The organism is Salinispora mooreana, from assembly GCF_000379065.1.
Lineage (GTDB): Bacteria > Actinomycetota > Actinomycetes > Mycobacteriales > Micromonosporaceae > Micromonospora > Micromonospora mooreana.
The window spans coordinates 3483061-3503298 of record NZ_KB900614.1 but is presented as its reverse complement, the minus strand read 5'-3'; the positions used below and the strand labels follow the sequence as shown (position 1 = coordinate 3503298).

Here is a 20238-nt window from a genome sequence, read left to right as displayed (position 1 = left end):
GTCCCACGTATGGGGAACAATGGTCAGGTGACCAGGTCCGCCTCCGCTCGTGCCCCCCGTCTCGACCAGGTCTGTGCCGCCGCCGTCGAGGTGGCTCGCGACGCCATCACCGAGGTTGACCCGGCGGATGTCGGCGATCATCTCCAGACCCTTGCCGAAGGTGACCGTCTCGTCACGCATTACTTCGAGTGTCGGCTCGCGGGCTATCGCGGCTGGCGCTGGGCGGTCACCGTCACCCGGGTGCCCCGTAGTCGTACGGTCACCGTGTGCGAGACCGTGCTGCTGCCCGGCCCGGATGCGTTACTCGCCCCGGGCTGGCTGCCCTGGCAGGAGCGGCTGCAGCCCGGTGACCTCGGCCCGGGTGACCTGCTGCCCAGCCCGCCCGACGACGACCGGCTCCAGCCCGGTTACCTGCTCTCCGACGACCCGGCGGTCGAGGAGACCGCCTGGGAGTTGGGCCTCGGCCGGGCGCGGGTGATGTCCCGGGAGGGGCGCGGCGAAGCCGCTCAGCGGTGGTACGACGGCGACCACGGGCCAACCGCACCGATCGCCACCGCCGCTCCGGTGACTGCCCGCTGCGGGACCTGCGGCTTCTATCTGCCGCTCGCTGGCGCGCTGTGCCAGTCCTTCGGTGCCTGTGGCAACCTCTTCGCCCCGGATGACGGCCGCGTGGTCAGTGCCGACCACGGCTGCGGTGCGCACTCGGAGATTCTGGTCGAGGCCCCCGAGACCCCGGTCGAGGAGCTACCGACCGTCTATGACGACAGTGCGGTGGAGGCCGTCTCGGTGCGCGAGGTCGAGGGGTCGGCCGAGGTTGCCGAGTCGAATGGCCAACCGTGAGGTGATCGTCGGCGTGGGTCAGTGACCGGCGCGGCGGCGACGTCGGTGCGAGTCGTGCCGCATCATTACGGCGAGACCGGGCAGACCCCACAGGACCCCAGCCAGGCAGGTCCAGAGCCAACCCTCGCGGCCGGTGTCCACCAGCTGGTCGCGGAAGAACAGCAGCACGACTCCGGCGATCGCCCAGCCGGCTATCCCGGCGAGGGCGAACGGTGCCATCGGCGGGTCAAGCGGTTCGGGGCGCGGTTGCGGCTGCTTCAGCACGGGGCAAGCGTACGGGATCAGTTTCCCTGGCGGGCTGACGATCTGCGACGATGCGGCCGACGAAACAAGAGAGCACCTGCGAGGACCCGATGGCAGTAGCCCCGCCCGACGACGCCACGCCGCCCGCGACGCCGCGGAACGGTTTCGACCGCTACTTCGAGATATCCGCCCGCGGTTCGACGTTGGGCCGGGAGGTGCGCGGTGGGTTGGCGACCTTCTTCACCATGGCCTACATCGTGGTACTCAACCCGCTGATTCTCGGCTCCGCCGTTGACGGTTCCGGGGAACGGCTGCCGATCCCGGCGCTCGCCGCGGCGACCGCGTTGATCGCCGGCCTGGCGACGATCCTGATGGGCGTGGTGGGCCGGTTCCCGCTGGCGCTCGCCGCTGGTCTCGGCGTAAACGCGCTGGTCGCATACGAGATCGCCCCGGAGATGACCTGGGCGGACGCGATGGGTCTGGTGGTGATCGAAGGTGTGATCATCGCGGTGCTGGTCTTGACCGGACTGCGCACCGCGGTGTTCCGCTCGGTTCCCACCCAGATGAAGGCGGCGATCGGGGTCGGCATCGGTCTGTTCCTGACCATCATCGGGCTGGTTGACGCGGGTTTCGTCCGGCGGCTACCGGACGCGGCGAACACCACCGTCCCAGTCGGCCTGGGCATCGGCGGCAAGCTGGTCAGCTGGCCGATGCTGGTCTTCGTGGTGGGTCTGCTGTTGACTCTGGTGCTGGTGGTACGCCGGGTCAAGGGCGCGATCCTGATCGGCATCCTCGCCTCGACCGGGCTGGCGCTCGTCATCGAGGCACTGGGCAACATCGGCCCGTCCGTCGTCAACGGGGTGTCGAACCCCAAGGGCTGGTCGCTGAACGTGCCCGAGTTGCCGAGCCGGATCCTGGATGTGCCGGATCTGTCGCTGCTCGGCCGGTTCAACGTGCTCGATTCGTGGAGTCGGGCCGGCTGGCTGGTCGTGTTGATGTTCATCTTCACGCTGCTCATCACCGACTTCTTCGACACGATGGGCACGATGGTCGCGGTCGGCCAGGAGGGTGGGATGCTCGACGAGCAGGGCACCCCGCCCCGGGCGAAGGAGATCCTGCTGGTCGACTCGATCGCCGCGGCCGGTGGTGGCGCCGCGAGCGTGTCCAGTAACACGTCGTACATCGAGAGTGCGGCCGGTGTCGCGGAGGGTGCCCGGACGGGCGTGGCCAACCTGGTCACCGGGGTGCTCTTCCTGCTGGCGATGTTCCTCGCGCCGCTGGTGTTGGTCGTGCCCTTCGAAGCCGCGTCGACGGCGCTCGTGGTGGTCGGGTTCCTGATGATGACCGCGGTGCGGACCATCGACTGGACCGACTTCGAGATCGCGATCCCGGCGTTCCTCACGATCGTGCTGATGCCTTTCACGTATTCGATCTCCAATGGCATCGGTGCTGGCCTGATCGTGTACGTGTTGATGAAGCTCGCTCGGGGGAAGGCGCGGGAGGTCCATCCATTGCTGTACGGCGTGGCGGCGCTCTTCGTGTTGTACTTCCTGCGCGGGCCGATCGAGTCCGTACTGCTGTGACGCGGACGCAGGGCCGGGGTAGCGGACCGGCCCTGCGTCCCGCGTAGGGCGTACTCCGCGTGAGCCTGGTCATATCGCATGTCGTTAGCCAGGCTTATTAGTTAGGCTAACTATAGTGACGGAGCAGACGGGTGACGGCGAAGAGCGTGCCACCGGTGCAGTTGGCGGTCCAGCTGCGTGATGCGATTACCCGACTCAACCGGCGGGTCCGCCAGGCCAGACCGGTTGGTGACCTAACGGTTACCCAGCTCTCCGCGCTCACCAGCCTTCGGCTGGCGGGCGCGCTGACGCCCCGGGAACTCGCCGACGTCGAACGGGTTCAGCCGCCGACGATGACCAAGATCGTCGCGAAACTGGAGGAGCGCGGCCTCGTGCAGCGAACCCCCCATCCGACCGACGGACGGCAGGTGATCCTCGCGGCGACGGAGGGGGGCGGAGCGGTGCTGGACCAGTTTGAGCGCGTTCGGGACCAGTGGCTGGCCCATCGGCTGGCCGAACTGAGTGCGGAGGAGCGGGAGACGCTGCGCCAGGCGGCAGAGATCCTGCAACAGCTCACCCGTACCTGAGGCTCCCGCCTCGCCTGCGCCGTCACGGCGACGACGCGTACGCGAGGGAGGCGCACCAAGAGTGCAGAAGAAGCTGAGCACGATGTTCCAGTCCCTACAGGTCCGCAACTACCGGCTATTCGCCTCCGGGCAGCTGATCAAACTGATCGGCGTCTGGATGATGTTCATCGCCCAGGACTGGCTCGTCCTCGAGCTCAGCGACAACTCCGCCACCGCGCTCGGTATCGTCACCGCACTCCAGTTCGCGCCGGTTCTGCTGCTCACGTTGATCTCTGGTCGCCTCGCCGACCGGTACGACAAGCGCGTTCTGCTCTTCGCCGCCAACCTGTTCTGGACGGTGCTCTCCCTGGCCATGAGCCTGTTGGTGATCACCGGCCGGGTGCAGCTCTGGCACGTCTTCGCCTTCGCCGCCCTCCTCGGCGTCGCCAACGCGGTGGAAACCCCGGTCCGGCAGGCCTTCGTCTCCGAACTGGTCGGTACCCCGCTGCTGCCGAACGCCCTCTCGCTCAACGCGGCTACCTTCAACTCGGCGCGAATCGTCGGCCCCGCCCTCGCCGGCCTGGCCATCGCCATCGTTGACGTGGGACCGGTCTTCCTGGCCACCTCCCTCAGTTCAATCGCGCCGCTGGTGAACGTGATCCGGATTCGCCCGGCCGAACTGCACCGCGAGGCGCTACCGCCGCGCGAGGAGCGGGACTCGGCCCGGGTTGTGGATGGACTGCGCTACGTCTGGGGTCGGCCGGACCTGCTGCTGCCGATGGCCCTGATCTCGGTCATCGCCACCTCCCTGTTCAACTTCCAGCTCACCCTCGCCGCGCTGGCCAAGACCGTCTTCGAAACCGGAGCCGCCTCGTTTGGTCTGTTCAGCAGCGCCCTCGCGGTGGGCGCCCTGGCCGGGGCCCTGGCCGGCACCGGGCGCCGCAGCCGCCCCTCGGTGTGGCTGGTGCTCTCCGCGGCCATCGTTTGCGCCACCTTCGGCACCCTGGTCGGGCTCGCCCCCACGTACTGGCTGGTGGTGGCGCTGCTCCTGCCGACCGGCTTCTCCACGGTCTTCTTCGCCCAGGCCTGCAACCAGCGCATCCAACTGGGCACCGACGCCGCCTTCCGAGGCCGGGTCATGGCGCTGTGGGTGCTGGTCTTCCTGGGTACCAATCCGGTTGGCGCGCCGGTCATCGGGTGGCTCGCCGAGACGTACGGCGCCGGGGCCAGTATCTGGATGGGCGGGCTTGTCTCCCTCACCGCCGCTCTGCTCGCACTGGCCTGGCAGCTGCGCCGCTCGGGAGCCCGGCTGCGGTTCCGGGTGCTGCCGATGCCCCGCTTCTACCTCACCGAACGGGTGTGAGACCCAGTATCGGGATGGATAAAACGGCTTATTGTTGCAAATCGGTGGCAGGGGAATCACCACCGGCCTAGCGTCGGGGCGTGGAGGTGGGACGTGCGCTGCTGGTGCCCCTGATGGTCGCTGCCGTGGTGTGCATACCCGTGGTGATCGCCGTGCTGATCTGTGCCGACGAACTGGTTGACCGATTCGCTGGTCGATGGGCGCAGTGGCGGAGCCGCCATCGAGAACGGCGGACGATCGCTCGCCTGGACCGGGCGGTCGAGGCCGACGCGCTCACCCGGAACATCGATCTGAGCCGGTTGGACCGGCCGGATCGGCGGCCTCTGGAGCAGCTCGCCACGGAATTACGCCAGCTCCGGGGCCATCGGGTCGGCGGCCCCGGGCGGGCCACGGTCTGGCACGAAGCGGCGCTCGCCAGCTACGACAATCGGCTTCGGCTGGCCTGTGCGGCCCTCGGCATCACGCAGCACCTGGACGAGCTGACCGGGGTGGACCGGCAGATTGAGCGGGTACGGGTCGAGGGGCTGCTGCACCGGGCGGGTCTGATCTTGCCCGGTTCCCGGCCCGAGCCCCGACAGCGCCACCGTTGAGTGGAGCGCCGGCGGCCGGGTTGAGACTCTTCGTCGCCGTCTACCCGCCACCGGCGGTGGTGGAGCACCTCCGCGCGCGGATCACCGAGCTGCAGGTCGGCAGGGCAGCCGGCGCCGGCGCACGGGTCCGCCTCGCCGACCTGACCCAGGCGCACGTAACGCTTGCCTTCCTCGCAACGGTGGCAGCGGACCGGCTGGGGGCCGTGGAGCGCTCGCTCGACCAGGCGGCGCGGCGGTCCCGCGACTCGTGGCCGGCCCCACCGCGACTTCGTCTGGCTGGCGGCGGGACGTTCGGGCAGGGCCGCTCCACCGTTATCTGGGTGGACCTGCGGGGTGAGGTGGCGGAGCTGCACCGGTTGGGCCGACTCGTCCGGTCTCGGTTACGGGCCAGTGACCTGCGGCACGACGAGAAGCCGTTGCGTCCGCACCTGACCGTGGCCCGACCCGGCGACCGACTGCCGGCGGCCGAGGTCGCGGCCGATGTCACGGCGCTACAGACCTACGAGGGCCCCCAGTGGTCGGCGCGGGAGCTGGTGCTGACGCGAAGCCAACCGGGGTCGGCCCCCAGCTATCGCCGCCTGGCCGTCTGGCAGCTGTGAGTCAGGAGGACTCGCGGGCGGCCGGGGCGCTGCCGAAGAGCACGTCGTCCCAGCTCGGTAGCCGCTTGCGTGGTTTGCTGCTGCTCTCGCCCGGCTCGGTGCTGCCCGCCGTCGCGGCACCCGTGCGGCGCGGCCGGAGCACGGCCAGCGACGGAACAGCCGGCACCTCCTTCGGCGCGTCCGAGTCGTCGTCGAAGGCCGACCCCGGGCCGCCGCCGAGCAGCGCCGCCGCGCCGCCCGCAACTGTCCGTGGTCGCGGTGCCTCCGGACTGGCTGGGCTCCGGGGCTCGAGGCCACGGCCGGACCCGCCGCTGAGCGGGCGGTCCAGGGAGGCGAGCAGGGCATCCCGGCCGGCGCGGATCGGATCGCGGCTGGGCCGGGTGGGCTCGGTCGGACCCGGCAGGCCGTGCCCACCGCGGCCGGGCTCGGCCCGCGCTGGCCCGGGCAGCCCGTGACCACCGCGTTCGGACGTCGATTCCTGCCCGAGGATCGGCATGGGGCGCTCGGCGCAGAGGTACTGCGCCATGTCATCGTGCGGCGTGACCGACTGCCGGGACTTCTCCAGCTCCCACACCGCCTGGGCGGTGGCCTTGCCGGAGGGCCAGGTGGCGACGATCCGCCAGGCCCCGTCGTCGCGACGCCACGCATCCCATGAGATCTTCTCGGTGTCGATGCCGTGCTGGGACAAGCGACCGTTGACCACCTCAGCCAGCGGGGTCGGTTTCTCCGCCCCCCGCAGGCGGGTGCGCCGGGCGTGCTGGGCGAGCATGGCTCGCTCTTGGAGGACCGGGCCGGCGTAGCGCAGCACCCGGTCAACGGGGACGCCAGCGATCCGGGCGACATCCTCGGCGGACTCACCGGCCCGGATCCGGGCCTGGATGTCCCGTGGGGCCAGGGACGGGGCCGGGTCGGTGCCCGGCGTCGAGGCTACCGCCAGGGGTGCGGCCCCGGGCTCGGTGTGCAGGGCGGTGGAGACGCGCTCGTCAAGGGGGAGCGCGAGGAGTCGCCCGACCTCGTCGGTGAGGACCAGTGCCTGGCCGTCCTCGGAGAGAGCGACGAAGCGTACTGGGCGCATGGTCTGCCTCCGTCCCGCTTCGCTGGCCCCGCGCCACAGGCGAGCCACCCGGGCGTCTCGCACCACCGTACGCCCATCGGCCCGCAGGTGGGGGAAGCGACACCCCGCGATTCCCGAGGGAGCTGCGACAATGATCACGGTGGGTGGCTGCCGGAGTCCGGAAGGCCACCCACCGTGACGGGCGATCAGAGTCGTTCGACCACGTGGTCGATGGATGCGGTCAAAGCCTCCACATCGGCTGGTTCGATCGCCGGGAAGAGCGCGATGCGCAGCTGGTTGCGACCGAGCTTGCGGTACGGCTCGGTGTCCACGATCCCGTTCGCGCGTAGCGCCTTCGCGACGGCGCTGGCGTCCACCTCGGCCACGAAGTCAATGGTGGCGACCACGTTGGAGCGCAGCGCCGGATCGGTGACGAACGGCGTGGCCACCGGGGAGCGTTCCGCCCAGCCGTAGATGATGCCGGCGCTCTCCGCGGTGCGCTTGGCCGCCCAGGGCAGGCCACCCTGCGCGTTCATCCAGTCGGTCTGCTCCGCGGCGAGGAGAATGGTGGCCAGGGCCGGGGTGTTGTACGTCTGCTCGAGCCGTGAATTACTGATTGCCGTGCCCAGATCGAGGAAGGCCGGGATGTATCGGCCGGCGGCCTTGACCTCGGCCGCGCGCGCCAACGCCGCCGGGGACATCAGGGCCAGCCACAGGCCGCCGTCGGAACCGAAGCACTTCTGCGGGGCGAAGTAGTAGACGTCGGTCTCGCCGACGTTGACCTCCAAACCGCCGGCGCCGGAGGTGCCGTCAACCAGCAGCAGCGCGTCCTCGTCCGCGCCGGGCACCCGGCGGATCGGGACCGCGACGCCGGTGGAGGTCTCGTTGTGCGGGGTGGCGTAGACGTCCACGCCGGCCTCCGCGACCAGGCTCGGGGCGCTACCGGCGGGCGACTGGTGAATGGTCGGCGTACCGAGGAACGGTGCGTCCTGCACCGACTTGGCGAACTTGGCGCCGAACTCGCCGAAGCTGGCGAACTGGGCCCGGTCCCGGATCAGGCCGAACGCGGCGACCTCCCAGAAGGCGGTGGTGCCACCGTTGCCGAGGACGACCTCGTACCCCTCGGGCAGGGTGAAGAACTCAGCGATCCCCCGGCGAAGTCGGGCGACCTGGTCGCGGACCGTGCTCTTGCGGTGCGAGGTGCCGAGGTAGTCGCTCGCCGCCGCCGCGAGTGCGGAGACCGCCGCCGGACGAACCTTGGACGGGCCGCAGCCGAACCGCCCGTCGGCGGGTTTCGTGTCGTCGGGGATTCGGATGGTCGATGCGTCAGCCACGGTCTTGAAATCCTTCCGCAGGGGCGAGGGAGGGGCCAGGGAGGTGCCGGGGCGGATCGACGGCGCGCGACGTGCGGCGCGCACAGCCGATCCTCTCCGACCGGCGGCGCTGCCAGCTCTCATCCTTGCACCCATCGCCGCCTGGATGGCCGCCGGTCTCGCCGGCGGGGGTGAGGCGTACACCACAGCCCCGCCGGCGAGACCGGCTCACGCCGGGCGACGGTCAGACGCCGTGCGGGACCTGGTCCCAGCCCTCGACCTCGTGCGGCCGGCGGGGGCCGGGCCCGACGTAGCGGGCGGAGGGGCGGACGAGCCGCTGGAGCTTCTTCTGCTCCAGGATGTGGGCGCTCCAGCCGCCCATCCGGGCGCAGGTGAACATCGAGGTGAACATGTGGGCGGGCACCTCGGCGAAGTCCAGCACGACCGCGGACCAGAACTCGACGTTGGTGGCGAGAACCCGGTCCGGTTTGCGGGCGTGCAGCTCGGCCAGGGCGGCCTTCTCCAGGGCCTCGGCGACCTCGAAGCGTGGGGCCCCCAACTCCTTCGCGGTGCGGCGGAGCACCCGGGCGCGTGGGTCCTCGGCCCGGTAGACCCGATGACCGAAGCCCATCAGCCGCTCACCGCGGTCGAGCACGCCTCGGACGTAGCCCTCGGCGTCACCACTGCGCTCCACCGCCTCGAGCATGTTCAGCACCCGGGAGGGCGCACCGCCGTGCAGCGGCCCCGAGAGCGCACCGATGCCGGAGGAGATGCAGGCCGCCGCGTCGGCGCCGGTGGAGGCGACGATGCGGGCGGTGAAGGTGGAGGCGTTCAGGCCGTGCTCGGCGGCCGAGATGAAGTACGCGTCCACGGCCTTGACGTGCCGCGGGTCCGGCTCGCCCCGCCACCGCTTCATGAATCGCTCGACGATGGTGGAGGCCTTGTCGATCTCCTTCTGCGGCACGGCCGGCAGGCCCAGGCCCCGCGCGGACTGGGCGACGAAGGAGAGCGCGGTCACCGACACCCGGGCCAGGTCCTCACGGGCCTGCTCGTCGGAGATGTCGAGCAGCTGGTGTAGACCCCAGTACGGGGCGAGCATCGCCACCGCGGACTGCACGTCCACCCGGATGTCACCGGAGTGCACCGGGACGGGGAACGGCTCGGCCGGCGGTAGACCCGGGCCGAATCGTCCATCCACCAACAGGGCCCAGACGTTGCCGAACGAGACCTGACCGATGAGATCTTCGATGTCCACGCCGCGATAACGCAGCGAGCCACCCTCCCGGTCGGGTTCGGCGATCTCGGTCTCGAAGGCTACGACGCCCTCCAGCCCCGGTTTGAAGTCGGCCATGTCGTCTCCTGGATCTGGCTCGGTACGCCCTGGACGGGCCCTCGTCGGGCCGAGTGCCTTAGGCGACCCTCAGGGATGTGTTCGTGACATCTTGCCTGCTGACTACGGGACTTTCGACCCGTGACCGCTGTGCCTCACGCGATATCCCCGGACAGAACGGCCGCTGGAGGATCGGTGACACTGGGGTGTACGGGCAGGCTGCCAGCGCCACGACGGGCCAGCCCGCCATCTGGGAGGGGAGTGGATGTGACAGGCGACACAGTGACGCCGGCGGACCTGCGTAACGAGTACGCCGCGGACCTGGGCCTGACCGAGACGAACCTGGCCGGTGACTGGTACACCCAGTTCGACCGCTGGTTCACCGAAGCGGTGGCCGCCGGTCTGCCCGAGCCGAACGCGATGGTGCTCGGCACCGCCGATGCGGCTGGCCGGCCGAGCGCCCGCACGGTGCTGCTGAAGGGTTATGGGCCGGACGGCTTCGTCCTGTTCACCAACTACGGGTCGCGCAAGGGCACCGAATTGACCGCCAGCCCGTACGCGAGCCTGGTCTTCCCCTGGTTCGTGCTGGAGCGCCAGGTGGTGGTGACCGGTCGGGTGGAGCGGCTCGACCGGGCCGAGACCGAGGCGTACTTCGCCAGCCGGCCGCGCGGCTCCCAGCTCGGGGCGTGGGCCAGTGAGCAGTCGCGGGTGCTCCCGGACCGGGCCGCGCTGGACGCCGCCTACCGGGCAGCGGCGGAGCGCTTTGTTGCTGGGGAGCCGATCCCGGCGCCGCCGCACTGGGGTGGCTTTCGGGTCCGCCCCGACGAGGTGGAGTTCTGGCAGGGCCAGGCGAGTCGACTGCACGACCGGTTGCGGTTCCGTGCCACCGACGGGGGCGGCTGGGTCATCGAGCGGCTGGCACCGTGACCGAGGTGCGGGAGGCCCGGCGGCGAAGCAGCCGGTGGGCGATCGACCTGCGTCCGCTGGCGGTGCCGGCGTTCCGCCGGATGTGGCTCGGCAACGCCATGGCGATGTTCGGTTTCCAACTCACCGCGGTCGCCGTCCCGGTGGAAATGTACGCCCTGACCGGGGAGTCCTACTGGGTCGGCCTGCTCGGCCTCGCCGGCTTTGCACCCCTGCTGCTCTTTGGGCTCTGGGGCGGAGCGGTGGCGGACGCGCGGGACCGGCGTCGGGTGCTGCTCGCCGGTTCGGCGCTGCTCTGGGCCACGATGCTGGGCCTGCTGGCGCAGGCCTCGCTCGGCGTGGGCAGCCCGGTGCTGCTGCTGGCGCTGGTCGCCGTCCACTCAGCCGGCTTCGCGATCAGCGCGCCGGCGCGAACCGCGGCCCTGCCCCGACTGCTGCCACCGGGGCTGGTCCCGGCGGCGGCCACCCTGAACTACACGACCTTCACCGCGGCCTCGGTGGTCGGCCCGCTCGCCGCTGGTCTGATCTTCGCGGTCGCCGGCACCGAGGGTGGATTGCCGATCGCGTACGCGGCGGACGCGCTCCTGTTCACCGGGTTGGTGGTGGCCGCGCTGCGGCTGCCGGCGATGCCGCCGGAGCCGCTCGGCGACGGCGAGGTGCGGCGCGGTGGGTTGGCGGGGATCAGGGACGGACTCCGGTACCTGACCACCACGCCGGTGCTGCTGCTGTCGTTCGCCATCGACCTGATCGCGATGGTGCTGGCGCTGCCGCGGGCGTTGTTTCCAGAGATCGCCGAGGAGCGGTTCGGCGGCGGGGCGGCGGTCGGCTGGCTCTTCAGCGCCATCGCGATCGGTGCCGTGGTGGCCGGCCTCACCTCCGGCTGGATCAGCCGGCTGCACCGACAGGGGCTTGCGCTGGTCGTGGTGGTGGTCGGCTGGGGTCTGGCGGTTGCGGCGGCGGGGCTTGCCCAGCAGCTCTGGCTGATGGTCCTCCTGCTCGCGGTGGCCGGTGCGGCCGACCTGGTCAGCGCGGTGCTACGCCAGGCGATGCTGCTGATCTACGCACCGGACCGGATGCGGGGCCGGCTTCAGGGGGTGAACACGGTGGTCGTCGCCGGGGGGCCGCGCCTCGGTGACCTGCGGGCCGGCGCGATGGCGGGTGGCTTCGGCAGTGGTGTCGCCTGGGTCGGCGGCGGTCTGATCTCAGCCGTACTCGCGCTCGGGCTGGCGGTGGCCTTCCCGGCCCTGATCCGCTACCGGGCGGCGGCTGTCGCCAGCGAGCAGCGGGTGTGACCGTGCTGTCGCCAGCGGACGGCGGTGCTACCGGTTAGGGTCCGGGGATGGACTTCCCCGGGCAGTGGGCCCCCTCGGGGGCGCAGTGGACCATCGCGGCTGCCGGTCACGAGGCGGTGATCGTCGAGGTTGGTGGCGGGATCCGGACCTACCGCTCCGACGGGGTGGAGCACCTGGACGGGTACACCGCGGCCGAACTGTGCCCGGACTCCGCCGGCCAGGTGCTCGCCCCCTGGCCGAACCGGCTTCGGGACGGTCGTTACCACGTCGAGGGCCGCCACCTCCAGCTGGCGATCAGCGATCCGGAGCATCACGCGGCCTTCCACGGCCTGGTCAACTGGGTGCCCTGGCAGTTGCTGGAGCGATCGGCCGACGCGGTGACGCTCGGCTACGAGCTGGCCGCCACCCCCGGCTACCCCTGGTCGCTTCGGCTGCGGAGTCGGTGGGGGGTCGGCCCGGATGGGCTGCGCGCCGAGCACGCGGTGACCAACAGCGGCGCCGAACCGGCGCCCTTCGGCTTCGCGGCGCACCCGTACCTGCGGGTGCCGGGCGGCTCGGTTGACGATGTGGTGCTGCGATTGCCGGCGCGGAGTCGGTTGCAGGTGGACGGGCGGCTGCTACCGATTGCCCAGTCCTCGGTCGTCGGCACCGAGTACGACTGGACCGTGCCACGTCGGATCGGCCGGGCGGTGCTCGACGACACCTTCGGTGACGTGGTCCGGGACGGCGACGGCGGTTCGGCGGTCGAACTGGCCGCCCCGGATGGCGGGGCCCGGATTCGGGTCTGGGCGGACCGGCGGTTTGGCTGGTGGCAGGTCTTCACCGGGGACACCCGTTCGGGGGCGCGGCGTCGGCGTTCGGTGGCGCTGGAGCCGATGACCTGCCCGCCGGATGCGTTCCGCTCCGGCCGGGATCTGATCACGTTGCGGCCGGGCGAGACCTGGCGCGGCGCCTGGGGCATCCGGCCGGCGTAGTTGAGGAGGTGCGATGGAGTTCGTCGAGGTGGTTCGGCGTCGTCGGATGGTCCGGAACTACGATCCGGATCGGCCGGTTCCACCGGAGGTGGTGGACCGCCTGTTGGCGCACGCGATCCAGGCCCCGTCGGCGGGCTTCTCCCAGGGGTGGGGTTTCCTGGTGCTGGAGGCCGCCGAGGATCGGGATCGGTTCTGGGCGGCGACCACGCCGGGCACGGGCGGCCGGGGCCGTTGGCTGGCTGGAATGCGTCGGGCCCCGTTGATCATCGTGCCGCACGCCAACCGGTCGGCGTACCTGGACCGGTACGCGGAGCCGGACAAGGGGTGGGCGGACCGGTCCACGGAGCGTTGGTCGATGCCCTACTGGTACATCGACACCGGCTTCGCCGCATTGTTGATGCTGCTCACCGCCGTCGATGAGGGGCTGGGGGCGTGCTTTTTCGGTATTCCGCCGCAGCGGCTGGAGGAGTATCGGGCGGCTTTCGGGGTGCCGCTGGGGTATGAGCCGGTCGGCGCGATCACTATCGGCTACCGTGCGGTGGATCAACGATCGTCGTCGCTGCGTCGCGGGCGTCGCCCGGTGGAGGAGGTGGTCCGACGTGGTCGGTGGAGTTAGTTTCTTAAAAGGTCGGTTTGTCCAGTTGATAAAGCGATCTGTCAGGGCGAAACTGGCATAAAGCAGTAGAAGCCTGCGTGACGTGGCCGGTTAGGCTGACGTGGTCATTGGCGCCGCTGCCGGCGGCGTCGCACGCAGCGGTGCCGGGTCGGGGCGGCCGGTCGCGGGGAGGGGAGCTTACTGTCGTGATCTTCAGAGCGGTCCGGGATGGGCGTCCATACCCCGAGCACAGCCTGACGCTCAAGCAGTGGGCCGAGATCCCTCCGCGTCCATTGCGACTGGATCAGTTGATCACCACGAAGCGTGAGTTGGCGCTGGACAAACTCCTCGCCGAGGATTCGACCTTCTACGGCGACCTGTTTCCGCACGTGGTGCAGTGGAACGGCGGGCTCTACCTGGAGGACGGGCTGCATCGGGCGCTGCGCGCCGCGCTGCAGCAGCGCAATCAGATCCATGCCCGGGTATTCACCTTTCCCGCGGCGGTCGACTGAGTAGCGCGGGGTGAATTTTCGTTAAGGTGTCTCCATGAGCCCTCTCGATTTGCTGGACGTCGATGCGTCGCTGAGCGCCGAGGAGCGGCAGATTCGCACTGTCGTCCGTCAGCTGGTGGACGAGCAGGTGCGGCCGCATGTCGCCGGCTGGTATGAGGAGGGCCGGGTGCCCGCCCGGGACCTGGCCCGGGAGTTCGGCAAGGTGGGCCTGCTCGGCATGCATCTGACCGGGTATGGCTGCGCCGGCTCCTCGGCCGTCGCCTACGGCCTGGCGTGCCTGGAGCTGGAGGCGGGTGACTCGGGCATCCGCTCCCTGGTCTCGGTGCAGGGGGCGCTGGCGATGTACGCCATCTGGCGTTACGGCAGCGCGGAGCAGAAGCAGCATTGGCTGCCCACGATGGCTGCCGGGGAGACGATCGGCTGTTTCGCGCTGACCGAGCCAGACCACGGTTCCGACCCGGCGTCGATGAACACCCGGGCCCGCCGCGACGGTGACGACTGGGTGCTACACGGCACCAAGATGTGGATCACCAATGCGACGATCGCGGATGTCGCGGTGATCTGGGCCCGGACCGACGAGGGGATCCGCGGATTCGCCGTGCCGACCAGGACGCCCGGAGTGACGGTGCGCGAGATTCGGCGCAAAATGTCGCTGCGGGCCTCGGTGACCGGCGAGATCTCCCTGGACGACGTGCGGCTGCCGGCAACGGCTCGACTGCCCGAGGCCGTCGGGCTGAAGGCGCCGCTGGGCTGCCTCACCGAGGCGCGGCACGGGATCGTCTGGGGAGCGCTCGGCGCGGCCCGGGACTGCCTTGAGACAGCGCTGGAGTACGCGCGCAGTCGTACCCAGTTCGGCCGCCCCCTCGCCGGGTTCCAGCTCACCCAGGCGAAGCTTGCCGACATGGCGGTGGAGTGGAGCAAGGGCTACCTGCTGGCGTTGCAGCTCGGTCGGCTCGCCGACGCCGACCGGCTTCGCCCCGACCAGGTCAGCGTGGGCAAGCTCAACAACGTGCGGGAGGCGTTGGCGATCGCCCGGCAGTGCCGCACGATTCTGGGGGCCAACGGCGTCTCTGGCGAGTACCCGGTGCTGCGGCACGCCAACAACCTGGAGAGCGTGCTCACCTATGAGGGCACCTCGGAGATCCACCAGCTCGTCATCGGGCAGCGGCTGACCGGCCTCTCCGCTTTCGCCTGACCGCTCTCGGGGGAATTGGCCCGGCTGACCGGCCTGTCCGCTTTCGCCGGAGCGAATCGGGGGGCATGCTGGCCGCCGGGCTGACCGGCCTGTTCACTCTCGCCGGACCGCTTCTGCAAGGGCCGGCCCGGCGTGGGCTGCGGCATCGGGTGGGTGCCGGGGCCGGGGCGGGTAGGCTGGCCGGCCGGCCCGACAGTTCCGGGCAACCGGGAAGGTCCGTCGGGACGGCGATCGCTCCGGGCCGGTGACCCGCGCGACGGGCAGGACGGCGAGGAAGTGAAATCATGATCAGCATCTTCGATCTCTTCAGTGTCGGTATCGGGCCGTCCAGCTCGCACACTGTCGGGCCGATGCGTGCCGCCCGGTTGTTCGCCGCCGGCCTCAAGGCGGACGGGCTGCTCAGTGAGACGGCCCGGATTCGCGCCGAGCTGTTCGGTTCGTTGGGGGCGACCGGTCGCGGTCACGGCAGCGATCGGGCGGTCCTGCTCGGGCTCGCCGGTGCGGAGCCGGAGACGGTCGACACCGACGCCGTCGAGAGCGTGATCGACCGGATCCGCGCCGAGCAGCGGATCTCGCTGCTCGGCGCACACGAGATCGACTTTGACTCGGCTCGGGACCTGCTGCTGCACCGCCGCCGGTCGCTGCCGTACCACCCGAACGGGATGACCTTCGCCGCCTACGACTCGACCGGTGCCGAACTCCGGGCCCGTACCTACTACTCGGTCGGTGGTGGCTTCGTCGTGGACGAGGCGGCGGCGGGGGCGGACCGGATCACCTCGGACACCACCCCGGTGCGCCACCCCTTCACGACCGGTGCGCAGCTACTGGCCGTGACCCGGGAGACCGGGCTGTCGATCAGCGAGGTGATGCTCGCCAACGAGTTGTCCTGGCGCAGCGAGCGGGAGGTGCGCGCCGGCCTGCTGGAGATCTGGCGGGTGATGCGGGAGTGCGTGGCGCGGGGCTGCGAACGCGACGGTGTTCTCCCCGGCCGGTTACGGGTCCGGCGGCGGGCCGCCGAGCTGTACCGCGGCCTGGTGATGGACGCGGACCCGATGCGGTCGACGGCGGGCCGGGGGGCGGTGGATCCGCTGCGCGCGATGGACTGGGTGACCCTCTTCGCCCTCGCGGTCAACGAGGAGAACGCCGGTGGCGGGCGGGTGGTGACCGCACCGACCAACGGCGCGGCCGGAATCATCCCGGCGGTCCTGCACTACTACGACCGGTTCGGGTCGGGCGCCACCGCGGACGGTGTGGTGCGGTTCCTGCTCGCGGCCGGCGCCATCGGTGTGCTGTTCAAGGAGAACGCCTCCATCTCCGGCGCCGAGGTGGGTTGCCAGGGCGAGGTGGGTTCGGCCTGCTCGATGGCGGCGGCCGGGCTGGCCGAGGCGCTCGGGGGCAGCCCCGAGCAGGTGGAGAATGCCGCCGAGATCGGTATGGAACACAACCTGGGGCTGACCTGCGATCCGGTCGGCGGCCTCGTGCAGATCCCCTGCATCGAACGGAACGCGGTGGCTAGCATCAAGGCGATCACGGCTGCCCGGCTCGCGCTGCGGGGCGACGGCGTGCACCACGTCTCGCTCGACAAGGTGATCAAGACGATGCGGGAGACCGGGGCGGACATGAAGGTCAAATACAAGGAGACGGCACGGGGCGGCCTCGCCGTCAACGTGATCGAGTGCTGAGTGCCACCGGCCCGCCGGGCGGGGGTGGGGCGCGGACCGGGCAGGAGGCGACGCGGTGGCCGCTGGCGTCGGGACGCTTTGGTCGCATCGGGGCGCGCTGCGCATCCTCGTCCGGCGGGACCTCGCGGTCAAGTACCAGCAGTCCGCGTTGGGCTATCTCTGGTCCCTGATCGAGCCGCTGGGCTTCGGCGCCATCTACTGGTTCGTCTTCGGTGTGCTGTACGAGCGGGACACCGGTCGGTATCTGGGTGAGGCGGCTGACTCGTACCCGTTGTTCCTGTTCACCGGAATCTTCGCGTGGATGTGGGCCAGCTCCGCGCTGGGCGAGGCGACCAACGCGCTGACCGGCCAGGCCAGGTTGATCACCACGATGAACCTTCCCCGCCAGTTCTTCCCGATCGGGCGGGTCGCCGGGCGGGTCGCCGAGTACCTGGCCGGCCTGCCCCTCCTGGTGGCGGCCGCGGCGGTATACGCGGTGGCGGGGCGGATCCACCCGGGCTGGTCGGTGCTCGCTCTCCCGCTGGCCATCACCCTCCAGGGTGTTCTCCTGGTCGGCCTGGCACTGCTGCTCTCCACGGCCAACGTGTTGATGCGCGACGTCGAGCGGGTCATGCGGCTGGTCGTCCGGGTGCTCTTCTACGCCACGCCGATCATCTACCCCTTCGGCCTGGTTCGGGACTCCAGCCTGCCCGACTGGCTCAAGGCCGGGTATGAGCTGAACCCCCTGGTCGGGATCTTCCAGCTACACCACGCGGTCTGGTACCCCGACGAGTTCCCCGACGCCCGGTTACTCGGCACCACGATCACCGGCTGTCTGCTGGTGCTCGTGGTCGGTTGGTGGACGTTCCACCGCCTCGAACCGGCTGTCCTCAAGGAGCTGTGAGATGGCCGATCCGATCATCGAAGCGGCGGGGCTCGGCATCAGGTTTGTCCGGAACCGTCGCCGGCAACTGCGGCTGCGGGACCTTGCCCTGCACCGGGGCCGTCGCGGTGGTCGCGCCGATGGTCGGTTCTGGCCGCTACGGGATCTCTCCTTCTCGATCGCGGCCGGCGACACGGTCGGCGTGATCGGCCGCAACGGCACCGGCAAGAGCACCCTGCTGCGGCTCATCGCCGGCGTGTTGATCCCGGACGAGGGTCGGATCACCGTGCGCGGCGCGGTCGCCCCGCTGCTGGAGCTCTCCGCCGGCTTCTCCGCCGACCTGACCGGCCGGGAGAACCTCTACCTGGTCGGTGGCCTGCACGGTCTCTCGCCGGGCTACCTGCGGCGCCGGGTGGACGAGATCGTGTCGTTCGCGGGCAGGCAGGTGGAGCAGGCCCTCGACACGTCGGTGCGGCACTACTCGTCCGGCATGAAGGTCCGGCTCGGATTTGCGATCATCTCGCACCTGCCGCACCCCGTCCTGTTGATGGACGAGGTGACCGCGGTTGGGGACGCCGAATTCCGCCAGCGGTGCTATGCGACGATCGATCGTCTGCTCGGAGAGGGGCGCACTCTGGTGCTGGTATCACATAACGAACAGGACCTGACCCGGTTCTGCCGGCGCGGCTTCTACCTCGATGCCGGTCGAATGATCGTGGACGGGACGATGGCCGAGGCGCTGGCCGCGTACCACGGGGCGGTGGACCGGTGACGCTCGCGCTCGTGTTGACCGCCGACGGATCGGCGGACCTCGCCGACCGCCTGGCCGGACAGTGCCGCCACGCGGGCATCGACGAGGTGCGGCTGGTCGGTGACCTGGCCACCTTGGCTGACCTGGCGGAGTCGGCTACCGGTCCGGTCCTCGTCACTGGCGCCGATCTGGTCGCGCACACGGCCGTCCTGCGGCACCTCGCCACCAGCCCGGCAGGGCCGACGGTGGCGCTGGTGCTCGCCGGTCCGCCGGCATCCGGTCGCACGGCGGTTCGGGAGGATCGGGGGCAGGTGGTCGCCGCGGGAGCGCCGGCGGCGCTGGAGGGCGAGGCCACCGGTGTGTTCGGCGGTGCGCTGCGGGTCGATCCGGCCCACCGGCCGGTCCTGGTTGCCGCCGCGCGGGCGATCGCCGCTGAGGCCGTACCGGTGGGAGCCGTTGCGGCCCCCGGTGTCGTGGACGACGAGCCCGCCGTCGACCGGCTCTTCGCCGACCTGGTGGCCCGCGACGCGGTGACCTTCGCCCACCGGGTACGGCTACTCGTCGCGCGCCGGGTCGTCGCCGCCGACGACCGGGCCGCCGCCGAGGCGGCCGTCGCGGCCGTTGACCCGGACCGGGCCGAGTTGCGGCTGTCGGTGAAGGAGCGGGATGACTTCTTCACCACTTTCTTCGTCAGCACCTGGTCGCCGTACGTGACGAAGGCGGCGGCCCGGCTCCGGTTGAGCCCCACCACGGTCACGATGATCTCGGTGGCGTTCGCGGTGGCGGCCGCGCTGCTGTTCGGCACCGGGGGGCGGCCGGCGTTGGTCGCCGGTGCGGTGCTGCTCTACCTGGGTTTCGTGCTGGACTGCGTGGATGGGCAGCTCGCCCGCTACACCCGTACGTTCAGCGCCTGGGGCGGGTGGCTCGACACCATGGCCGACCGGGCCAAGGAGTTCATCGTCTACGCCGGCCTTGGCTACGGCGCCACCCAGGCCGGATTCCGCCATGGGTGGGCCCTGGCGATCGCCGCGATGGCCGTGCAGACCGTCCGCCACATGAGTGACACCTGGTACGGCGCGATGCACGACGAGGCGGCCCGTCGGCCGCGGGCGACCTCGGGGGGTGGGTTCGGCGACCGGCTCAGTGCCGCCTCGAACCGGGTGCAGGCCGACGTCGGCTCGGTGACCTACTGGCTGAAGCGGACGGTGGTCTTCCCGATCGGTGAGCGATGGGCGTTGATCGCCCTGGCGGCAGCCTTGTTTGACCAGCGGGTCGCCTTGTTCGCGGTGCTGACCGGGATGGTGCTGGCGCTCGGGTACACCGCGGCGCTGCGGCTGCTGCGGGCCCGTTCGATGCGGGTCGGAGTATTGAACACGGTGGACACCTCCCTGCATCGGGACGATGGCCCGCTGGCCCGCGCCCTCCCGCCGCCGCGCTGGCCGGGCCCGCTGGGGCTGGCGGTGTCGGCGGTACTGGTGGCGGCGGTGCTGCTCGGGCTCGCGCTCTTCGGCCCGGACTCCCTCCCCCGGTGGACGGCGTTGGTCGGGCTCGGTGGGCTGCTGCTGGCCGCCGCGGGGGCGCGGGCCGGTCACGGCGGGGCGCTGGACTGGTTGGTGCCAGCGGCGCTACGCGCGGCGGAGTATCTCTTCGCGATCGCGGTCGGGGTGCTCGGGGCTGTCCCCGCCTGGCTGGTCTTCGGGTACCTTTTCGTGCTCACCCTGCACCACTATGACCTGACCGCGCGGTGGGAGAAGCGGAAGCTGGCTCCGCCGTTGCACGACGCCACGCTGGGATGGGAGGGGCGGTCAGCGGTGCTGACGCTCTCTGCGATCGCCGGAATTGCTCCTATTGGCATGGCTACACTCGGTATATATCTCTTCGTGGTCTTCGTGGGGAGCGTGGCCCTCGCCTGGGTAATTCGGCCGGCCCGCGCCGTACGGGCGGTGGGGTCGACAGGTGTTGTTGGCGGTCGCCCACCGGGTTAGGGGGCC

General features: G+C 70.7%; 20 protein-coding genes. 16 read left to right on the top strand and 4 right to left on the bottom strand.

Annotated elements, in window-relative coordinates; all coding sequences use genetic code 11:
- The first annotated feature begins 9 nt into the window (after positions 1-9).
- Entirely contained in the window at positions 10-840 is an 831-nt protein-coding gene (locus SALPAC6_RS0116720) for a DUF3027 domain-containing protein (RefSeq protein ID WP_018254522.1), read from the top strand.
- Between the two features lie 18 nt (positions 841-858).
- Here SALPAC6_RS0116720 and SALPAC6_RS0116715 read toward each other — a convergent pair whose 3' ends face one another.
- The gene (locus SALPAC6_RS0116715) at positions 859-1104 is read right to left on the bottom strand and encodes a DUF2530 domain-containing protein (protein WP_018254521.1); all 246 of its coding nucleotides are present in this window, start codon (positions 1102-1104) and stop codon (positions 859-861) included.
- Positions 1105-1154: 50 nt separating this feature from the next.
- On the opposite strand from SALPAC6_RS0116715, the gene SALPAC6_RS0116710 reads away from it, so the two are divergent.
- The 5 genes from SALPAC6_RS0116710 to thpR all read left to right on the top strand — a co-directional run bounded on the left by SALPAC6_RS0116710 (position 1155) and on the right by thpR (position 5763).
- Positions 1155-2666 carry an NCS2 family permease gene (locus SALPAC6_RS0116710; RefSeq protein WP_018254520.1) on the top strand — a complete coding sequence of 504 codons (1512 nt, stop codon included), beginning with the start codon at positions 1155-1157 and terminating at the stop codon, positions 2664-2666.
- Between the two features lie 131 nt (positions 2667-2797).
- Positions 2798-3232, top strand: coding sequence for a MarR family winged helix-turn-helix transcriptional regulator (locus tag SALPAC6_RS0116705; protein ID WP_011904336.1), 435 nt, complete (start codon positions 2798-2800; stop codon positions 3230-3232).
- 61 nt (positions 3233-3293) lie between these two features.
- Entirely contained in the window at positions 3294-4574 is a 1281-nt protein-coding gene (locus SALPAC6_RS0116700; protein WP_018254519.1) for an MFS transporter, read from the top strand.
- Between the two features lie 80 nt (positions 4575-4654).
- Positions 4655-5164: a hypothetical protein gene (locus SALPAC6_RS0116695; protein WP_018254518.1), complete on the top strand. Its 510-nt coding sequence runs from the start codon at positions 4655-4657 to the stop codon at positions 5162-5164.
- 59 nt (positions 5165-5223) lie between these two features.
- Entirely contained in the window at positions 5224-5763 is a 540-nt protein-coding gene (gene thpR, locus SALPAC6_RS0116690) for an RNA 2',3'-cyclic phosphodiesterase (RefSeq protein ID WP_263404757.1), read from the top strand.
- 1 nt (position 5764) lies between these two features.
- On the opposite strand, the gene sepH is transcribed toward thpR, so the two are convergent.
- The 3 genes from sepH to SALPAC6_RS0116675 all read right to left on the bottom strand — a co-directional run bounded on the left by sepH (position 5765) and on the right by SALPAC6_RS0116675 (position 9481).
- On the bottom strand, positions 5765-6838 hold the full coding sequence (gene sepH, locus SALPAC6_RS0116685) for a septation protein SepH (protein WP_018254516.1): 1074 nt from the start codon (positions 6836-6838) through the stop codon (positions 5765-5767).
- Between the two features lie 185 nt (positions 6839-7023).
- Positions 7024-8151, bottom strand: coding sequence for a phosphoserine transaminase (gene serC / locus SALPAC6_RS0116680; RefSeq protein WP_026189753.1), 1128 nt, complete (start codon positions 8149-8151; stop codon positions 7024-7026).
- Positions 8152-8374: 223 nt separating this feature from the next.
- Positions 8375-9481 carry a citrate synthase 2 gene (locus SALPAC6_RS0116675; RefSeq protein WP_018254514.1) on the bottom strand — a complete coding sequence of 369 codons (1107 nt, stop codon included), beginning with the start codon at positions 9479-9481 and terminating at the stop codon, positions 8375-8377.
- Positions 9482-9721: 240 nt separating this feature from the next.
- Here SALPAC6_RS0116675 and pdxH point away from each other — a divergent pair, with 240 nt between their 5' ends.
- From pdxH to SALPAC6_RS0116625, 10 genes are all read left to right on the top strand, one after another.
- A complete protein-coding gene (gene pdxH / locus SALPAC6_RS0116670) occupies positions 9722-10387 on the top strand; it encodes a pyridoxamine 5'-phosphate oxidase (RefSeq protein WP_026189752.1) in 666 nt (221 codons plus the stop codon).
- Positions 10384-11676: an MFS transporter gene (locus tag SALPAC6_RS0116665; RefSeq protein WP_018254512.1), complete on the top strand. Its 1293-nt coding sequence runs from the start codon at positions 10384-10386 to the stop codon at positions 11674-11676. The genes pdxH and SALPAC6_RS0116665 overlap by 4 nt, the downstream gene beginning before the upstream one ends.
- A 47-nt stretch (positions 11677-11723) precedes the next feature.
- Positions 11724-12650 carry an aldose 1-epimerase family protein gene (locus SALPAC6_RS0116660; RefSeq protein WP_018254511.1) on the top strand — a complete coding sequence of 309 codons (927 nt, stop codon included), beginning with the start codon at positions 11724-11726 and terminating at the stop codon, positions 12648-12650.
- 13 nt (positions 12651-12663) lie between these two features.
- Positions 12664-13266, top strand: a complete 603-nt coding sequence (locus tag SALPAC6_RS0116655; RefSeq protein ID WP_018254510.1) for a nitroreductase family protein — start codon at positions 12664-12666, stop codon at positions 13264-13266.
- Positions 13267-13451: 185 nt separating this feature from the next.
- The gene (locus SALPAC6_RS0116650; RefSeq protein ID WP_018254509.1) at positions 13452-13757 is read left to right on the top strand and encodes a type II toxin-antitoxin system VapB family antitoxin; all 306 of its coding nucleotides are present in this window, start codon (positions 13452-13454) and stop codon (positions 13755-13757) included.
- Positions 13758-13791: 34 nt separating this feature from the next.
- Complete coding sequence (locus tag SALPAC6_RS0116645; RefSeq protein WP_018254508.1) at positions 13792-14952, top strand: acyl-CoA dehydrogenase family protein; 1161 nt, start codon at positions 13792-13794, stop codon at positions 14950-14952.
- A gap of 284 nt (positions 14953-15236) precedes the next feature.
- The gene (locus tag SALPAC6_RS0116640) at positions 15237-16634 is read left to right on the top strand and encodes an L-serine ammonia-lyase (RefSeq protein WP_018254507.1); all 1398 of its coding nucleotides are present in this window, start codon (positions 15237-15239) and stop codon (positions 16632-16634) included.
- A 55-nt stretch (positions 16635-16689) separates the two neighbouring features.
- Entirely contained in the window at positions 16690-17517 is an 828-nt protein-coding gene (locus SALPAC6_RS0116635) for an ABC transporter permease (RefSeq protein ID WP_018254506.1), read from the top strand.
- Position 17518: 1 nt separating this feature from the next.
- On the top strand, positions 17519-18268 hold the full coding sequence (locus SALPAC6_RS0116630) for an ABC transporter ATP-binding protein (protein ID WP_018254505.1): 750 nt from the start codon (positions 17519-17521) through the stop codon (positions 18266-18268).
- A complete protein-coding gene (locus SALPAC6_RS0116625) occupies positions 18265-20232 on the top strand; it encodes a DUF5941 domain-containing protein (RefSeq protein ID WP_018254504.1) in 1968 nt (655 codons plus the stop codon). The genes SALPAC6_RS0116630 and SALPAC6_RS0116625 overlap by 4 nt, the downstream gene beginning before the upstream one ends.
- The last annotated feature ends 6 nt before the right edge of the window (positions 20233-20238 follow it).

Bases quoted from the DNA above. Each gene is read 5' to 3' on its own strand.
- SALPAC6_RS0116645 (WP_018254508.1), top strand. From the start codon at position 13,792: ATGAGCCCTCTCGATTTGCTGGACGTCGATGCGTCGCTGAGCGCCGAG.
- SALPAC6_RS0116710 (WP_018254520.1), top strand. From the start codon at position 1,155: ATGCGGCCGACGAAACAAGAGAGCACCTGCGAGGACCCGATGGCAGTA.
- SALPAC6_RS0116675 (WP_018254514.1), bottom strand. From the start codon at position 9,481: ATGGCCGACTTCAAACCGGGGCTGGAGGGCGTCGTAGCCTTCGAGACC.
- sepH (WP_018254516.1), bottom strand. From the start codon at position 6,838: ATGCGCCCAGTACGCTTCGTCGCTCTCTCCGAGGACGGCCAGGCACTG.
- SALPAC6_RS0116655 (WP_018254510.1), top strand. From the start codon at position 12,664: ATGGAGTTCGTCGAGGTGGTTCGGCGTCGTCGGATGGTCCGGAACTAC.
- SALPAC6_RS0116660 (WP_018254511.1), top strand. From the start codon at position 11,724: ATGGACTTCCCCGGGCAGTGGGCCCCCTCGGGGGCGCAGTGGACCATC.
- SALPAC6_RS0116640 (WP_018254507.1), top strand. From the start codon at position 15,237: ATGATCAGCATCTTCGATCTCTTCAGTGTCGGTATCGGGCCGTCCAGC.
- SALPAC6_RS0116720 (WP_018254522.1), top strand. From the start codon at position 10: ATGGGGAACAATGGTCAGGTGACCAGGTCCGCCTCCGCTCGTGCCCCC.
- SALPAC6_RS0116630 (WP_018254505.1), top strand. From the start codon at position 17,519: ATGGCCGATCCGATCATCGAAGCGGCGGGGCTCGGCATCAGGTTTGTC.